Consider the following 15,111-nt stretch of genomic DNA (forward strand, 5'->3'; position numbering starts at 1 on the left):
CCTGATAGGTTCGGCACGTTGCAACAAATGTAGGAGCGGATTCATCCGCGATGCGCCGCGCGGGCGGCGCTCGATCTGATGGGCGCTGTCCCTCTTGCGACGAACACCCGCGCCCTTGGCTCAACCAGCGCTGTCACCAAGCGCCGTCATTCCGCCGCCAGGCGCCCTTTGTTCTGCCGCTCTGCCTTGTACTGCATGGCCACCGCCGGCGCTGGCTTGGCGGCACCGGTTTCCAGCCACTGGCGCATGCGGCTGGCATCGGCGAAGTGGGTGTACTTGCCAAACGCATCGAGGATGACCATGGCCACCGGGCGGTTGTCCATGCGGGTCAACAGCACCAGGCAGTGCCCGGCCTCATTGGTGAAGCCGGTCTTGGTCAGCTTGATGTCCCAATTGCTCTTGTTCACCAAATGGTCGGTATTGCGGAAGCCCAGCGTGTAGTTGGGCTTGCGGAAGGCCACGGTCTTCTCGCGCGTGGTCGACAGCTCGCTCAGCATCGGGTACTTGCGCGAGGCCATCAGCAGCTTGGCCAGGTCGCGGGCGGTGGACACGTTCTGCGTCGACAGGCCGGTCGGTTCGACGTAGCGGGTGTGCGCCATGCCCAGGCTACGGGCCTTGGCATTCATCGCCTTGATGAACGCCGGGTAGCCACCCGGGTAATGGTTGGCCAGGGTATTGGCCGCACGGTTTTCCGACGACATCAGGGTAATCAGCAAGGTCTCGCGGCGGTCCAGCTGGCTGCCCAGGCGCACCCGCGAATACACGCCTTTCATTTCCGGGTTGTTGGCGATGGTCATGGTGAGCATTTCATCCATGGGCTGCTTGGCGTCGAGCACTACCATGGCGGTCATCAGCTTGGTCACCGAGGCGATCGGCACCACGCGGTCGGCGTGGTTCGAATACAACTCCTGGTTGCTGTTCAGATCGATCAGCAGAGCGCTGCCTGAAGCCAGGTGCAGCTTGGACGGGTCACGTTGAACCTGGGCCGGGGATTGTGCAGCAGCGGTCGACGGGAGGGTCGCGGTACCTGTGAGCAACAGCAGCAGGCTGAGGATGGACAGGGATGTTTTCACGTTCAGGCTCACTAAAAGTTGGTATGTCGTTGGCTGTGCAAGGGTTTTCCCCCAAAAACCGCTGCATTCTGGAGTATGGCTGAAATGCTGTCGAATGCCTTATGACTAAAGGGCGCAAGGTGAAGGAAATTTAATCCTGTACCGATCCTGTGCCGCGGCAAGATAAGGCGAGAGTCAGTTTCTGCACGCTCGGAAGCACCATCAGCCACCTTGGCTAATCAAATTCGGGTTGCCATTTGCCGCTTTGCCCGTGAATTCTGTAACTGGTAAAGTCTGCGCCTTTGTTACCAGCCTGAGAGGGATCTTATGCGGCGCATCATTGCAATGACGTTTGGCGGTTTGACACCGAGCTATTACATCCGCCAGCTTTTCTTCGGCGCGCTTTTCGCGGCGTTGATTCTGGGCTTCGCTGCCAATAGTCCCACCGGCCTGACCGGCAAACCCGGCCTGCTGCTGATGGCAGTCGTCTCGACCTTGTTATACCCGTACTCTCGTTTCGTCTACGAAAGCGTCGTGGGCTTCATCATGGGTAATAACGTCTTTTTCGTGAACGCGCTGTTCATGTTGTCGGTCAAGGTTTTCACCATGGCGCTTTGCTGGTCAATGGCGATTTTCATCGCTCCAGTAGGCTTGGCATACCTGTACTGGCATCACAGCCGAAGCGTTTCCCAATAAGCAAGTGCTAACGCCTGAACCCAGCCTTTGCGCTGGGTTTTTTATTGCCTGGAGGCAGCCCCCTGTAGAGCAAGGTGCGGCAGCATCAGCCCCTTGGCGATGGCACTGGCTTCAAGCTTTTTACGTTCCGTATCGAGAGACGCATAGGCGGCTTGCAGGTCGATGATCTTCGCCTGGATTTCGGCCATTTTTTCCGCGATCAAGGCTGCGCCTTGTGCGCAATCGATGGTGTTGCCGCGCTTGGCAGCCAAAATGTCGCCGATCGCCGCGAGTGAAAACCCCATGCTCTGGGCAAGCTGGATGAACTGCAGGTCAGCAACGGTCTGTTCGCTGTAACTGCGGTAGTTGTTGGCCCGTCGATGGGCGCCGATAAGCCCGAGCTTTTCGTAATAGCGCAATGCGTGACGGCCGATGCCACTGCGGCGCTCCAACTCTCCAACATTCACAGCGAAATTCCTTGACTGTAGACCAGGCTCTATACCTTAGCCTGCGCCGATCATGCAAACAAGGATTCGGTCATGGCTGTGGAATGCTTCGTTACAGGCGGTAGCGGGTTTGTCGGGCAACATCTGTTGGCCCGGCTTTCTGCGACTGGGCACAAGACCTGGGTGCTGATGCGCAACCCGGGCCACCTCGCGCGTCTCAGGGAGCAGGTCGGCCAGCTGGGCGGTAACCCGGCGAATCTGCATGCCGTTGCGGGCGATATCAGCAGGGACGGGCTTGGGCTCAGCGAGGCAGACAGGCAGAGCGTGTCCTGCGTCTCGGTGGTTTTCCACCTGGCCGCAGAGTTCTCCTGGGGGCTGACGATGGAACGTGCCCGCGCGGTCAATGTGCAAGGCGCGCTGAGGGTCGCCAGGCTGGCGGCGAGCTTGCACGCCCGCCTGCTGATGGTGGGCGGCTACATGGTACAGAACCTCGCCTTCCTCGACGGTATCGGGGTTGATTACGACTGCCCCGGAAGCACTGACTGGCGCGCAGTCTATCGCCGCGTGGGTGGCTACGAAGGCAGCAAGCTCGAAGCGCATTTCGCGGTCATCCGCCACATGCAGGAAGCACACGCGGATTACACCATGGTGCATCCGGCAACGGTGTGTGGCCACAGCGAGAGTGGGCACATCCTGGCAGGCCAGCCGCTGGTCGAACTCATTCGCAATCTGGCGCAAGGCCGTTTCAAGGCTCTGCCAGGTTCCCCCCAGCACTGGTTGCCAATGGTCAGCGTCGATTACCTGGTGACGCTGATGACCTGCGTCGCGTTCGACCCTTTGCTGGCCAACCGACAGGTGCTGGCGCTGCATGAGCAGACGCCCAACCTGCAGGGGCTGCTCAAGGAGTTGGCGCAAACGCTGGGGGTCAAGCCACCCCAGCGCCATGTCGCGATCGGGTTGCTCCGCTGGCTAGCGACGATTCCCGGGCTGGCCGCCCGTTTGGAGATCCGCGCGGAGTCATTGAACTTCATCCAGACGCAACGCTTCGACATGAGCGAGAGCGAGCACCTGGAGCGCAAGTATCGGTTAACGCATCCTGACATGGCACAGACACTGGAACGGACGGTGCGCTACGTCATGGCTCACTTGCCCGGCTGAGCCAACCCCCTAGGGGCATGCTCGTCAAGCTGGCGCATGCCATGAAAACCAAGGCCTGGAACCCGCCGATAGCGGTCAGTACCGGCAGGTCCGGGCCAGCGGTTCAATACGGGTTGCAGTACTGCGCTACGGCCGTGGCCTGGTCGACGTACGGGCGCGCCGGCTCAAGGTTCCATTCAGGTTTGTCCCTGACCGGTTTGTTGTCATAGCTTGCTGCCAGGTGGCACACCAGCTGGCGACGTAGCGAGCCACCGTTGACGCTGTAGCGCCGCCATTGCGCATCGTCCTTGTGCTTGTTGTACAGCTCGGCGAACATCCGGTCGGTCTGGTCGTCCTTGATCGCCCGGCCGCACGCGGTGGGCACGACCTGCAGCGACCAGGTGTCCGGCCCCAGTTTCGGATCCGGCCGCTGCACCCAGGTGCTGGACTCAATGTACCTGTCGCAGAACCGCTGCGTGGGCAGCGGCGCTGCCTGGGTGCAGGAGAAGCTGGCCTTGCCGTTGGGCGTGCGCGGGAAGTTGATCTTGACGATGTTGCGGTCCTTGCCGGTCTTGTTCTTGTAGTCGCGCTGGTTGGCCAGGGCATCGTTCAGGCCGCGCTGATCACTGTAGAAAAACGCCAGGATCGGCAATTCATCATCTTTCGGGTTGCCCAGGCGCAGCTCGGTCTGGGTCTGGAACTCCCGGGTGTTGATGACACGTCGGGCGCCCATGAAGTTGCGGAACGCATTGACCCGGTCCTGGCTGCTCATCGGGTTGCGCATGTTGAAGCCACATTGCAGCTGGTCCTGCAGGCGGTCGTTGTTGAACCGGGTGAAATGGGCGACCCAGGCACTGGCGTTGGTGATGGGCGGGGCCATGGCCTGGCAAACGGCCTCGGTCTGGCTGGTATTGCGGTTATTGCCGCAGCCCCGGTCATCACGGAAATCGGTCCAGGCGTCGTTGGGGAAGGCACAGTACACATGCACCGGCGTCTCGGGGGCGCGCACCAGGTCGATCGGCTTGATGATGTAGCCGTTCTGCGTGCTCATGCCCGGGTCTTCATAGCTGATGCCGTCGGCACGCATCCAGGAGGCGGCAAAGGTCCCCAGCTCCCGCGCCTTGGGGCTTGGGTTCCATACGTCCCATTGCTGGCCCTTCGCCGGGTCGGCGCGGTGGGTACCCCTGATCAACAGGCCGGAACAGTCGGATGCTGGGTCGTTGCCGCAGCTGTCGACGGTTTTGTTGTAGAGGCTTTCCACCTGCCTCAGGGTCTCTTCGCAGGACTCGGCGTTGGCCGACGTGATGTGCAGAAACAACGGCAAGGTCAGTAGCGGGACAATCCTGTTCAAACGTTTTTGCATGGCTTGTATCTCCCTGATTAGCCAAAAAACAACCTGCGGTCCAACTTCATTCGGGTACGGCTGCACCTCCTTGCTTGCCAGGTGAACAGTCAAACGGTCGAGTGGTCAGCGCGGGACCGGGTTGCAACCTGCGGCGCGGGTTTCGCTGTCGGATAGCCTTGGCCGGAACGGCTCCAGGTTCCAGGGCGTCTTGCCCCGGTAGTTGACCAGCACGCAGCTCAATTGCTGGCGCATGCTCCCGGCAGAAGTCTCATTCTCGCGCCATTGGCCGTCGGCACCTCTGAGGGTGAACAGCTGGTCGTACAGCGCGCCGACTTGCGCATCGGGCAAGGCGCGCCCCGCCGGGGTCGGTATCACGCTCAGGGTCCATTCCTGCCGGCGCGTGCCGGGGTCGTAGCGCTTGATCCAATCGGCAGAAGCGATGTAACTGGGCGCTTGCGCTGGCACAGGATTGCAACCGGCCTTGGCCGCTGCCTCGGGGGGGACGGCAGGGCGGAACGGCTCCAGGTTCCACTCGGTCTTGGCCGGGTAGTTACGCACCAGGCAGGCCAGTTGCTGGCGCATGCTGCCTGGGGACTTTTCATTGTCGCGCCACTGGCTGTCCGCGCCGCGCAGTTCGAACAATTCCCGGTACAACCTGTCCTGGTCGCTGGCCTGGATCGCCTTGCCCTCGGCAGTGGGGATGACGTTGAGTGTCCATTCGTTCTTCTTGCTGCCGGGATCGAAGCGCTCGGCCCAGCTGGTCGCGGCGATATAGCGCGGCGCGGCTGGCACTGGCGCCGGTTGCCCGTCACCGGCGGCGGACAGGTCGATTGCCTGGTCGGCGGCGACATAGCTGAAGCGTTGCTCTGGCGGTTTGCTGAAGTCCAGCCGCAGGATCGGCACACTGTAGCCCTGCGCCTGGAGTTTCTTCTGGAAGTTGCGCGCACTGTTCAGGCCATTTTCCGGTTTTGGCGGTGCCACGTCACCGCGGGTGGCGAAGTTCTGCGTGCTGTTGACGTTGTAGATGAAGGCGTCGATGTGCTGCATGTTCTCGCTGCCATCGTTGCTCGCCGAAGCATTCTTGAGCATGAACTCGGTAACTTGGGCGCTGTAGGCGAAGGGGTCCTTGCGGGTGGGGTTCAGGCGCGATTCGTGGACCTTGATCATGGCGTTCCAGTCACTCGGTTTTTCCGCGTTCCAGGAGCACTGGTTGTACTGGATGGGGCCCTTCAACACGCCGGTGTATTTCTGTGCCCACTGCTCGGCGGTGGCGACCCCGGCTTCCGCGCAGGTGCCATAGGCCAGCGCGGCATTACGGTTGGTCAGGGTGCCCTGGGCGGCGCGCGGCGGTTCGCGGTTGTCGAAGAAGCCGCAGCCGTACCATTTGCGTTCTGGCCCGGTGCCGCCGTCGAAGGCGTAGATGCAGGTCCAACCCTGCTCCTTCACCGGCAGTTTCAAGGCCACCGCGTCGGTGGGCAGGCGCAGGATGAAACCGGCCGGGTGGATGAGAATGCGCGTGCTCAGGTCCTTGCGCAGCCAGCTATAGGAGGTGGCGCCGATCTTGACCGCATAGGGGCTGTAGTCCCAGGGGTTGAACGGCCCGTCATTGACCATGCGCAAGGTCACACCGCTGCAGTAGTAGTGGCCGCGTGCGGCGCCGGTGTCGGCTTCCTGGCAATGGTTATTGATGGTGTTGTAGTTGCGGTTGATGCGCTTGACGGTTTCCTGCGGATCGAGCGGCGCCTGGGCGGCCAGCGCACTAAGGGTGAAGGGCAGGGCACAGGCGATGAGAAATAGGGAACGAACATGCGGGTACATTGCCGACACTCCTTGTCGCACAAAAATGGTTCACGCTTGTAGCCGCAGCGTAGTTAGCCGGCTCTTTGCGGTCAAATGCGCTTGCCAGACAACGCCGACCTCATCGCAGAACGTCCCGTGCTGCCTGCGCCAGGCACAGGGCATCGGGACGTCTTTCGGCTAGCCAAGTTCAGGCATGGACCAGTGACAGATCGCTGATGATGCAGATCGAGCCATCATCGGCTGGCGTCGTATCGGTGTAATCGACCTGGTTGTAGACGCCGCCATGGAACTCGAACTGGTGCGCCGCCCAGCTGCTGTCGAACGGCAGGTCGCCGGAGCTGCCGGTCACCCCGTTGCAACTGGCAGTGACGTTGACGGTGCCCTGGGCGGTGGCGTGGATGCTCACGGAAAACTTCGCCCCCAGTGGTACGCCCCTGAGCACTGTCGAGTTCACCGGATCGGTCTGGTTGTAGGTCTGCCGGAACCCCAGGGTGATATCGCCTTTTCTCCAGAACACCTTTACCGGCGGGCTGTCGTCGCCGTACACGTGCATCTGCGCCACGACCACCTTCTGCGCCCAGTTGACCTTGGTCAGGGTCATCACTTGACGATTCCAGTGGTTTGGCGCACCGGCCAGCGTCCAGTAGGTTGGCTCCGACCACTCGCAGCGCGTCCGGTGGGTGCTTTTGCTCGACGCGCCTTTGGTTGGGGCAGACAGCTGCACCGAACCGTCGGCCAGCACGGATACATATTCTGGATACTGGGCGATTGCTTCGCTGCCGGTGAGCTCGTCGGCGACCAGGCTGGTGGAGGATTCGGCCACCGGAACGGAAAGGATGAGATTGCTGATGTCTACGCTCATGGAGGTACTCCTTGATAATCGATAACGGGTTGTGCCCATGGGGCTGGCAGCGACTATTGCGCCGCTGTCGGTAAAAAAATTAGCCGTGCGCTAAATTCATGTCAATAGCTTTTGGCTAAATTAATTTCGCTCGTCGGCAAATCTTCTCCAGGTCAGGTTTTTCCTGGAAACGGGCTTTACGCTGGTTTTTGCAGTGGGCTATGCTTTACCCGGATACTGTACAAAAATACAGGTATTGGAGTGAGCCTATGTCCAAGCACATGAAACCGACGCTGCAGCAGCGCCAGCAAATGACCGGGTTAGAGCGGCTTAGCCTGCGGGTGTCAGCGATGATCAACCACCCGCTGGCCCAGACCCAGCGTTGGGTTGTGGTCCATCGCCTGGATACGGATGGTGAGGCTGAGTGGCAGGAAGTGCTGGGCCTGCTGGCCGAAACGCCTGAGTTGGACCTTGCCTTCAACGATGACGACAGTGTCACGCTGCGTTGGGCGCGTAGCAGCGTGGGGGCGCGCGACGATCTTGCCGTAGAGCAGCAGGCGGGTGAGGCTGCACCGTTCTGAGTTGCAGAAAAAAGCCCGCCAGGAGGCGGGCTTGGCGTCATACCAGGTGCGCATTCCACACCAGCAGCACCCTGGCCTGGATGTAGGTTTCCTCTTGACGGACCATGCGGTCCTTGTGGCGCGAGTTGTCGGAAATCATTTCGAAATGCTCTTCATCGGCGATCTGCAGCCGCTTGATATAGAGGTGGTCACCCCAGCAGAACAGGTAGATGCCATCGCCGACGAACTCACGGATGCTGACGTCCACGATCAGCGGGTCGCGGTGCCTGATGGTCGGCTCCATCGACTGGCCCCAGCCGGTCACCATCTTCAGGTGGTGATGGTCGCTGAATTCCACGCCCAGCTCGCGCAGGTGGCTTGGGCTGACGCGGACGTCCTTGAACATCTCCGGGTAGTCGTGGGGGACCTGCCCGCCGCCCATGGCCGCCCGCACGTCATAGTGGGCGATCCATACCTCGTCACCCACCAGGCCGGGCTGAGCCAGGTCAGCCTTGACCAGCGTGGCCTTTACCGGTTCCTCCGCAGCAGCCAGCAGCCGTTGCCGGGTTTCTTCGGGAATGCCTTTGCCGCTTCTGGCCAGCATCTGCTTGACCAGCTCAGCTGCGGACAGCCTGCTGTCGGCAAGGTCGGCCTGTACCTGCTCAACTGCCGCCATGGTGTCGAACCACCCGCGGGGCAAGCCCTCGATACCTTCGATTCTGCGCGCCACGTCATCACCCAGGTTTTTCGCTGTCTTGTTCGAGAGGATCTGGCTGAGGTGTGCAGGGGCCATGCCCCAGCGTTCTGCACAGGAGCCTTTTCTCTGGTTGCCGATCAGCTTGACCAGGTTGTGCTTGCGGATTTCGTAGATGTCCATGAGGCGAAGCATGCCAGTGTTTAGCTCGTTGCTAAATAGGTTTGAAGGTAAATATTTTCTCTGCCGTGGCTAGCGCCAGGCTAAACCGATTCAGGCCTGCAACAACAGCCAGCCGGCCTGCGTCGATGGAAAAAAAAGACCCGCCAATAGGCGGGCCAGAAAGGCGTAGGGAGCAACGCACAACAAATACGGGTCAGGCGACCAGGGTGCCTGGTTGCAGCTGTTCGATCAGCGCCTGGGCCGAGGCCCGGCTCGGCATCGGGCCACTAACGGCTTCGCCGTTGCGCACCAGGTACCAGCAGGCCAGCAGGCCTTGTTCACGCAACGCAGCGGGGACGGCACTGCCGACAACGGACATGATCTGAATAGTGGCCATGGGGACCTCCTGTAAACATGGCTTCACCATACGCAGCAGCCGAGGCGCTTTGAAATCAACTTCCTCGATAGTGGTCATTAGTTCTATCAACCCTCACCAGCGTGGCGGGCCGTAATACACCGGTGGCGGGCCGTAGTAGCTGCGGTAGCCCGGCGGTGGCGCATAGTACGGTTGGTAGTACACCGGTGGTGGTGGCGGTTGCATGTACACCGGCGGCGGTGCGTAGTAGACCGGCTGGCGCTCGACATACACGGTACGCTCGCGCCCGCCATAAACGGTTGCCCCGACCACCGCGCCAACCACGGCGGCACCTAGCAGCGGGCCCGGGCCATACCAACCACCGCCGCCATGGCCACCATGGGCGGCAGCGGGCCCGCTGATGGCCAGGGCACCGACCAGCAGGGCGACTGAAGGAATGTGGCGGTTCATAAAGCAACCTCGCAAGGACACCCCGAGCGTGGGGTCCTGTTAACTATGACCCCACTCTTGCTCGGCTGAGCACAGGGAAACGGTAAAGGTTGTGTAAGGGACGACCAGTGGTTGCCTCTGTTACGCTGCACAAACGTTTCAGTTATGACAAAGGAGCAGGTTATGTCGACAAGTCCCAGCAGAGATACCGTGTTGTGCATCTCCCTGGCCGGCCGCCCCGGTACCTTCGGGGTGCGCTTCCATAATCACCTGTACCAGCAGCTGGGCCTGGATTTCTACTACAAGGCCATGCGCACCGATGACCTGCCGGCAGCAGTGGCGGGCATCCGCGCCCTGGGCATCCGCGGCTGCGGCGTATCGATGCCGTACAAGGAGGCCTGCATGGCGTTGGTCGACGAGGTCGACCCCTCCGCGGCGGCCATCGAGTCAGTCAATACCCTGGTCAATACCAACGGCCATCTGAAGGCGTACAACACCGACTACCTGGCGGTACGCCAGTTGCTGGCGCAGCACCAGGTCGACCCGCGCACGGCGTTTGCCCTGCGCGGCAGCGGTGGCATGGCCAAAGCCGTTGCCAGTGCGCTGCGCGATGCCGGGTTTGCCGAGGGCATCATCGTTGCGCGCAACGAGCAGGCCGGGCGGCAGTTGGCGGATGTCTGTGGCTATCGCTGGGTGGCTGAGCTGGAGGACCTGTGCCCACCGATGTTGATCAACGTGACGCCAATCGGCATGGCAGGTGGTGCGCAAGCCGAGCAGCTGGCGTTTTCCGAAAACGCCATCGCTGCGGCCGAGCGGGTGTTCGACGTGGTGGCGATGCCGGCGCAGACACCATTGATCCGGCGCGCGCAGGCGCTGGGTAAACCGGTAATCACCGGGCTGGAGGTGATTGCGCTGCAGGCGCTGGAGCAGTTCGTGCTGTACACCGGTGTGCGACCGACGCCGGCGCAGGTGGAGGCGGCGGTGGCTTACGCCCGGGATATCTGATTGCGCCTGTCCTGGCCCCTTCGCGGGTAAGCCGGCGAAAGGGCCAAGACAGCACCAACCAGGATCAGAACACCTTGTGCCCTTCATCCAGTTGCTGGTCGACCAGCGCCCGGCCATGGGCCAGCGACACATGTTGTGCATTCTCCAGGTCGGAGAAGAACTTCATCGGCATCGCCATGCGCTTGCTGGTATGCCCTTCTGGGTCGGTAATCCGGCATCCGGCGGCATAGGGCAGGGGAGAGTCGGGGTGTGGCATCACGCTGGCGGTGATGGTGTGCTGGCGGTATTCACAGTGAAGAGATTGCATCGTCCTTACCTCGCTGTGGCATGTGAAGCAGTTACCTCCATATACCACAGCAAGGGGCCAGGAGTTCCCGGCCCGACGAGCGCAGCGCGAGGAACTCAGCCCTTGAGTTCGCTCGGCTGGATGACTTCGACCCAGTAACCGTCCGGGTCCTTGATGAAGGCCAGGTGGTTCATGCGGCCATCCTGCAGGCGTTTCTGGAACGCTACGCCCAGGGCCTCGAAGCGCGCACAGGCGGCGCGCACGTCCGGTACCGAAACGCAGATATGGCCAAAACCGCGCGGGTCGGTGTTGCCGTTGTGGTAGGCGAACGCGGCATCGTTCTCGGTACCGTGGTTGTGGGTCAGCTCCAGCACGCCGGGGATCGACTTCATCCACTGGTGGCGTTCGGCGTCATCGGCCGGGATCTGCGCCGGGTCGACCAAGGCCAGGAAGTACAGGCTGAAGGCCGCTTCGGGGAAGTCGCGCTTGTCCACCAGGCGGAAGCCCAGCACGCGGGTGTAGAAGTCCAGGGACTTTTCGATGTCCTTGACCCGTAGCATGGTGTGGTTGAAGACGAACTGAGCAGTGGCAGCGTCCGGTTGGGCGGTGACGCCAGGCAGGGTTTGCAGATCGTGCAGGCTCATGGGAACTCCTGAGGCAAGGCCGGGCGCAGGGCACCGGCAAAACAGACAGGCTGGCCATGATACGGCAGTGCGCCGATTGCGCAAATGAAAGCGCCCTGCACAAGGCAGGGCGCTGGAATTAGAGGCCCGCATGTGCGGGCGCGTGATGGGGTCGCTAGTCCTTTAGCTGTCTCGATACTGAGCCAGCCGTTGTGAAAAAAGTGTGAAGTCTGCGTGGACGTTTCATCAGCGTACCCAGCTTTCTACCGTGGCGGCTCCGTACTGCTCTTTCCAGGCCTTGAGGCCACGGTGATTACCGCCTTTGGTTTCGATTCGCTCGCCGGTGTGCGGGTTGGTGTAAACCTTCACGACGCGTGGGCGGCGTTGTTGTTTGGGCGCGGCACTGGGCGCCCGGGGCGCGGCCTTCGGGTCGAGGATGGCGATGATATCGCGCAGGCTCTTGTCATAGCTTTTCATCAGGCCGACTAGTTTCTGCTCGAATTCGATTTCGCGTTTGAGGCCGGCATCCTTTTTCAACGCTTCCAGTTGCGCCATCTGTTCCTGGAGCGCTTTTTCGGCAGCACGAAACTCTGCAAGTCTGGACACTGTAATCACTCCTGTACGTCGGCGGTGGCAGGGCGTGACGAACATTGAAGAAATAAAAACGCCGGCCACACGGGTAGGTTCTGTTGTTCGCTGATATCGAGTGTAGTCATTCACGGGTACCGGGTAAACTGCTAACTTTTTTTGAAGTAAGCGGGGAACTTTCCCGGTGCCCCGTGCGTTATTTGGCTTTTTCTTCACGGTGGCCCTGTCCGGCGCTTAGACCATGGTCCAATGGTGCGTTGTAGAGCGGTTGCGCGATCATTTCTGATGATGGCCGGGTATTCTTCGGCCGCGCCGCTATACCGTGGCCAGCCTGTGCCACCGGTTATTTACTCGCCTTGATTCTGGATGTTTCCCCGCATGTTTGCCCCTTTTCCCCGCGCCCCCGGGCGTCGTGTTGCCGGCCTGTTCCTGTTGTGTGCCGGTGCCAATGCCCAAGCCGCTGGTTTTCTTGAAGACAGCAGTGCCAAGGTTGAAGCACGCAATGTCTATTTCAACCGAGACTTTCGTGACGGCCACAGCAGTTCCAGCCAGGGTGCGTCCAAGCGCGAAGAATGGGCACAAGGCTTCATCCTCAATGTGCAGTCCGGTTTTAGCCAAGGGCCGATAGGGTTTGGCGTGGATGCACTGGGCATGTTCGGTTTCAAACTGGATTCCAGCCCGGCGGACAGTAACAGCGGCCTGTTGCCGTCTTCTGGCCACGACCCGCGGCACTCGGCCGACCAGTACGCGAAGTTGGGCCTGGCCGCCAAGGCCAAGCTGTCCAATACCGTACTCAAGTACGGGTCGATGATGCCGGATGTGCCGCTGCTCAAATACAACGACGGTCGTCTGCTGCCGACCATGTTCCATGGCGCCATGCTGACTTCCGAAGAGTTGCGCGACCTGAAGTTCACCCTGGCACGCCTGAACCAGTACACCGCGCGCGATTCCACTGACCGCCAGGATATTCGCGTGCATTGCAAGAACAAGCGTTATGCCTGTGATATCGAAGCCGACCACTTCGACCTGGCCGGTGTCGATTACCGTTTTAACGAGCGGCTCAGTGCCCAGTACCAGGTGGCCAGGCTGGACAACATCTACCGCCAGCATTTCCTCGGCCTGGTGGCCAGCCAGCCGCTGGCGGTGGGCAGCCTGTCGGCCGACCTGCGGGTGATCAAGAGTGACGACATCGGCAATGCGCGCGCGGGCGAAATCGACCACCGCGCGTTCAGCGGCATGCTCGGCTACAGCCTGGGCGGCCACAAGCTCAGTGCCGGCTGGCAGCGTATGTATGGCGACAGCGCCATGCCGTACCTGGATGGCAGCAACCCATACCTGGTCAACTATGCCCAGGTCAACGATTTCGCCGCCGCCCAGGAACGCTCCTGGCAGGTGCGTTATGACTATGACTTCAAAGCCCTGGGTGTGCCCGGCCTGACCTTCTTCACCCGTTACATCAATGGCGACAGTATCAAGGTGCCGGGCAGTATGGCCGAAGGCAAGGAATGGGAACGCGACAGCGAACTCAAGTACCAGGTGCAAACTGGCACGTTCAAGGATGTCAGCGTACGCCTGCGCAATTCCACTTACCGCAGCAACTATGAACGTTGGGCGCGTGACATGGACGAGACTCGGGTTATCGTCAGCTACAACTTCTCGCTGTTCTGATCGCTTGCTTTGCCAAATACCGGCAGCCGCCTGACAATGGCTGCTGGTCCACGCAAAGGGCAGGGCAATGAAAGACCTGTTGTTGATCGGCATCGGCCCCGGCGATCCGCGTCAGATCACCTATGAGGCGGTCGATGCGTTGCGCCAGGCCAGCGTGTTCTTCGTGCTCGACAAGGGCCGCGACAAGGATGAGCTGGTGCAACTGCGCAAGGCCATCCTGCAACGTTACCGGCCCGAGGGGGGCTACCGCCTGGTGCAGGTGGCCGACCCTGCGCGCGCGGTGCACGCCGATGGCTACCTGGGTGCGGTACAGCATTGGCACCGCCAGCGTGCGGCCCTGTACGCGCAACTGATCGACCAGGAGCTCGGCGCCGGGGAGGTGGGCGCCTTCCTGCTGTGGGGTGAGCCGGGCTTGTATGACAGTACCTTGCGCATTCTCGACCTGGTCCGCGAGCGCGGCGTAGCGCTGCGCCTGCGGGTAATTCCCGGCATCAGCAGCGTGCAGGCCCTGGCTGCGCGTCACCAGGTGCCGCTCAACCGCATTGGTGAACCGCTGACGGTGCTGCCAGGGCGATGCCTGGCGACGCAGGGGCGTGTCGACAATGTGGTGGTGATGCTCGATGGCCAGTGCGCATTTGCCCAGCTCGATGACCCGGCATTGGTGATCTACTGGGGCGCGTATCTGGGGACCGAAGATGAAGTGCTGATTGCCGGGCCGTTGCAGGCGGTGAAGGCACAGATCCTCGAGGTGCGCGAACGGCAGCGCGGGCGCAAGGGCTGGATCATGGATACCTACCTGTTGCGCAGGGAGTTGTGAGGTACGGCTACCGCATCAGCTGGAGACCATGCGGCCTGCGCGCAAGCCTGCAACGCCGGGTGCGCTCACCTCAAGCCGGGCCCACGATGGCCATCACCTGATCGCGCAACTGGTCGATGCTGAACGGCTTGCTGATCAGGTACATGCCTTCTGGTACATCGACGCTTTCGGCATAGCCGCTGGCGAACAACACCGGCAGCGTCGGCCGCAGTTCGCGCGCCTTGGCCGCCAACGCCTCGCCGCGCATGTCCGGCAGCCCCACGTCGGTCATCATCAGCGCCAGCGGCTGGTCCGGGTTTTCGAGGATGCGCAGCGCCGCGCTGGCGTTTTCCGCCTGAATGACCTTATAGCCTGACTCGTCGAGCACTTCGACCATCAGCATGCGGACGATGTCGTCGTCTTCGACTACCAGAAGGTGCATGGTTCTGATCCTGTACAAATGGAATGTCTTTAATCTGTGCACCGGGTGGCAGCAGAAGTTCCCGAGGATACCGGTCCATGCAATCAGATGGAACGATTGGCGCACACCACCTTCAAATACTGGCTAAATGCCCTGCCAGACCCGCTAAAGCTGGTTAGACTCGCTTAACAGGACGGTGCAGTGGCA

The 15,111-nt window shown here is 61.3% G+C and carries 18 protein-coding genes; 6 read left to right on the plus strand and 12 right to left on the minus strand.

Features of this window, described 5'->3' with window-relative positions; all coding sequences use genetic code 11:
• Nucleotides 1-146 precede the first annotated feature (146 nt).
• The gene (pbpG, locus tag HG549_RS10145; protein ID WP_170029361.1) at nucleotides 147-1,073 is read right to left on the minus strand and encodes a D-alanyl-D-alanine endopeptidase; all 927 of its coding nucleotides are present in this window, start codon (nucleotides 1,071-1,073) and stop codon (nucleotides 147-149) included.
• A gap of 306 nt (nucleotides 1,074-1,379) precedes the next feature.
• Between pbpG and HG549_RS10150 the strand changes: the two genes are divergently transcribed.
• Nucleotides 1,380-1,748 carry a hypothetical protein gene (locus HG549_RS10150; RefSeq protein WP_170029362.1) on the plus strand — a complete coding sequence of 123 codons (369 nt, stop codon included), beginning with the start codon at nucleotides 1,380-1,382 and terminating at the stop codon, nucleotides 1,746-1,748.
• Nucleotides 1,749-1,789: 41 nt separating this feature from the next.
• Here the strand turns inward: HG549_RS10150 and HG549_RS10155 are convergent, their stop codons facing one another.
• A complete protein-coding gene (locus tag HG549_RS10155) occupies nucleotides 1,790-2,194 on the minus strand; it encodes a MerR family transcriptional regulator (RefSeq protein WP_170029363.1) in 405 nt (134 codons plus the stop codon).
• 72 nt (nucleotides 2,195-2,266) lie between these two features.
• Between HG549_RS10155 and HG549_RS10160 the strand changes: the two genes are divergently transcribed.
• A complete protein-coding gene (locus tag HG549_RS10160; RefSeq protein WP_170029364.1) occupies nucleotides 2,267-3,331 on the plus strand; it encodes an SDR family oxidoreductase in 1,065 nt (354 codons plus the stop codon).
• Between the two features lie 103 nt (nucleotides 3,332-3,434).
• Here HG549_RS10160 and HG549_RS10165 read toward each other — a convergent pair whose 3' ends face one another.
• The 3 genes from HG549_RS10165 to HG549_RS10175 form a co-directional block, all read right to left on the minus strand.
• Nucleotides 3,435-4,673: a DUF2599 domain-containing protein gene (locus HG549_RS10165; protein WP_170029365.1), complete on the minus strand. Its 1,239-nt coding sequence runs from the start codon at nucleotides 4,671-4,673 to the stop codon at nucleotides 3,435-3,437.
• 105 nt (nucleotides 4,674-4,778) lie between these two features.
• Nucleotides 4,779-6,473: a DUF2599 domain-containing protein gene (locus tag HG549_RS10170; protein WP_170029366.1), complete on the minus strand. Its 1,695-nt coding sequence runs from the start codon at nucleotides 6,471-6,473 to the stop codon at nucleotides 4,779-4,781.
• A gap of 169 nt (nucleotides 6,474-6,642) precedes the next feature.
• Nucleotides 6,643-7,317 (minus strand): polysaccharide lyase family 7 protein, encoded by a 675-nt coding sequence (locus HG549_RS10175; protein WP_170029367.1) that lies wholly within the window; start codon nucleotides 7,315-7,317, stop codon nucleotides 6,643-6,645.
• A gap of 248 nt (nucleotides 7,318-7,565) precedes the next feature.
• Here HG549_RS10175 and HG549_RS10180 point away from each other — a divergent pair, with 248 nt between their 5' ends.
• Nucleotides 7,566-7,877: a DUF1654 domain-containing protein gene (locus HG549_RS10180; protein WP_170029368.1), complete on the plus strand. Its 312-nt coding sequence runs from the start codon at nucleotides 7,566-7,568 to the stop codon at nucleotides 7,875-7,877.
• Nucleotides 7,878-7,914: 37 nt separating this feature from the next.
• Here the strand turns inward: HG549_RS10180 and HG549_RS10185 are convergent, their stop codons facing one another.
• The 3 genes from HG549_RS10185 to HG549_RS10195 all read right to left on the minus strand — a co-directional run bounded on the left by HG549_RS10185 (nucleotide 7,915) and on the right by HG549_RS10195 (nucleotide 9,538).
• Nucleotides 7,915-8,733: a LexA family transcriptional regulator gene (locus HG549_RS10185; RefSeq protein WP_170034134.1), complete on the minus strand. Its 819-nt coding sequence runs from the start codon at nucleotides 8,731-8,733 to the stop codon at nucleotides 7,915-7,917.
• A 193-nt stretch (nucleotides 8,734-8,926) separates the two neighbouring features.
• Nucleotides 8,927-9,109 carry a hypothetical protein gene (locus HG549_RS10190; protein WP_170029369.1) on the minus strand — a complete coding sequence of 61 codons (183 nt, stop codon included), beginning with the start codon at nucleotides 9,107-9,109 and terminating at the stop codon, nucleotides 8,927-8,929.
• Nucleotides 9,110-9,202: 93 nt separating this feature from the next.
• On the minus strand, nucleotides 9,203-9,538 hold the full coding sequence (locus tag HG549_RS10195) for a hypothetical protein (RefSeq protein ID WP_170029370.1): 336 nt from the start codon (nucleotides 9,536-9,538) through the stop codon (nucleotides 9,203-9,205).
• 162 nt (nucleotides 9,539-9,700) lie between these two features.
• On the opposite strand from HG549_RS10195, the gene HG549_RS10200 reads away from it, so the two are divergent.
• Nucleotides 9,701-10,522, plus strand: coding sequence for a shikimate 5-dehydrogenase (locus HG549_RS10200; protein ID WP_170029371.1), 822 nt, complete (start codon nucleotides 9,701-9,703; stop codon nucleotides 10,520-10,522).
• Nucleotides 10,523-10,586: 64 nt separating this feature from the next.
• Here HG549_RS10200 and HG549_RS10205 read toward each other — a convergent pair whose 3' ends face one another.
• The 3 genes from HG549_RS10205 to HG549_RS10215 all read right to left on the minus strand — a co-directional run bounded on the left by HG549_RS10205 (nucleotide 10,587) and on the right by HG549_RS10215 (nucleotide 12,037).
• The gene (locus HG549_RS10205) at nucleotides 10,587-10,829 is read right to left on the minus strand and encodes a hypothetical protein (protein ID WP_170029372.1); all 243 of its coding nucleotides are present in this window, start codon (nucleotides 10,827-10,829) and stop codon (nucleotides 10,587-10,589) included.
• A gap of 95 nt (nucleotides 10,830-10,924) precedes the next feature.
• Nucleotides 10,925-11,452: a lactoylglutathione lyase gene (gene gloA, locus HG549_RS10210; protein WP_170029373.1), complete on the minus strand. Its 528-nt coding sequence runs from the start codon at nucleotides 11,450-11,452 to the stop codon at nucleotides 10,925-10,927.
• Nucleotides 11,453-11,677: 225 nt separating this feature from the next.
• Entirely contained in the window at nucleotides 11,678-12,037 is a 360-nt protein-coding gene (locus HG549_RS10215; RefSeq protein ID WP_170034136.1) for a histone-like nucleoid-structuring protein, MvaT/MvaU family, read from the minus strand.
• 360 nt (nucleotides 12,038-12,397) lie between these two features.
• On the opposite strand from HG549_RS10215, the gene HG549_RS10220 reads away from it, so the two are divergent.
• Complete coding sequence (locus HG549_RS10220) at nucleotides 12,398-13,687, plus strand: OprD family porin (RefSeq protein WP_170029374.1); 1,290 nt, start codon at nucleotides 12,398-12,400, stop codon at nucleotides 13,685-13,687.
• 67 nt (nucleotides 13,688-13,754) lie between these two features.
• Entirely contained in the window at nucleotides 13,755-14,504 is a 750-nt protein-coding gene (gene cobF / locus HG549_RS10225) for a precorrin-6A synthase (deacetylating) (protein ID WP_170029375.1), read from the plus strand.
• 70 nt (nucleotides 14,505-14,574) lie between these two features.
• Here cobF and HG549_RS10230 read toward each other — a convergent pair whose 3' ends face one another.
• Nucleotides 14,575-14,925: a response regulator gene (locus HG549_RS10230; protein ID WP_170029376.1), complete on the minus strand. Its 351-nt coding sequence runs from the start codon at nucleotides 14,923-14,925 to the stop codon at nucleotides 14,575-14,577.
• Nucleotides 14,926-15,111: the final 186 nt, after the last annotated feature.

This window comes from Pseudomonas sp. SK, from assembly GCF_012975065.1.
GTDB lineage: Bacteria > Pseudomonadota > Gammaproteobacteria > Pseudomonadales > Pseudomonadaceae > Aquipseudomonas > Aquipseudomonas anuradhapurensis.

Coding starts and splice junctions, on each gene's coding strand:
- HG549_RS10165 (WP_170029365.1), bottom strand. CDS start 4,673: ATGCAAAAACGTTTGAACAGGATTGTCCCGCTACTGACCTTGCCGTTG.
- cobF (WP_170029375.1), top strand. CDS start 13,755: ATGAAAGACCTGTTGTTGATCGGCATCGGCCCCGGCGATCCGCGTCAG.
- HG549_RS10150 (WP_170029362.1), top strand. CDS start 1,380: ATGCGGCGCATCATTGCAATGACGTTTGGCGGTTTGACACCGAGCTAT.
- HG549_RS10185 (WP_170034134.1), bottom strand. CDS start 8,733: ATGGACATCTACGAAATCCGCAAGCACAACCTGGTCAAGCTGATCGGC.
- HG549_RS10230 (WP_170029376.1), bottom strand. CDS start 14,925: ATGCACCTTCTGGTAGTCGAAGACGACGACATCGTCCGCATGCTGATG.
- HG549_RS10205 (WP_170029372.1), bottom strand. CDS start 10,829: ATGCAATCTCTTCACTGTGAATACCGCCAGCACACCATCACCGCCAGC.
- HG549_RS10200 (WP_170029371.1), top strand. CDS start 9,701: ATGTCGACAAGTCCCAGCAGAGATACCGTGTTGTGCATCTCCCTGGCC.
- HG549_RS10180 (WP_170029368.1), top strand. CDS start 7,566: ATGTCCAAGCACATGAAACCGACGCTGCAGCAGCGCCAGCAAATGACC.
- HG549_RS10190 (WP_170029369.1), bottom strand. CDS start 9,109: ATGGCCACTATTCAGATCATGTCCGTTGTCGGCAGTGCCGTCCCCGCT.
- HG549_RS10170 (WP_170029366.1), bottom strand. CDS start 6,473: ATGTACCCGCATGTTCGTTCCCTATTTCTCATCGCCTGTGCCCTGCCC.
- HG549_RS10160 (WP_170029364.1), top strand. CDS start 2,267: ATGGCTGTGGAATGCTTCGTTACAGGCGGTAGCGGGTTTGTCGGGCAA.
- HG549_RS10175 (WP_170029367.1), bottom strand. CDS start 7,317: ATGAGCGTAGACATCAGCAATCTCATCCTTTCCGTTCCGGTGGCCGAA.
- HG549_RS10220 (WP_170029374.1), top strand. CDS start 12,398: ATGTTTGCCCCTTTTCCCCGCGCCCCCGGGCGTCGTGTTGCCGGCCTG.
- HG549_RS10195 (WP_170029370.1), bottom strand. CDS start 9,538: ATGAACCGCCACATTCCTTCAGTCGCCCTGCTGGTCGGTGCCCTGGCC.
- gloA (WP_170029373.1), bottom strand. CDS start 11,452: ATGAGCCTGCACGATCTGCAAACCCTGCCTGGCGTCACCGCCCAACCG.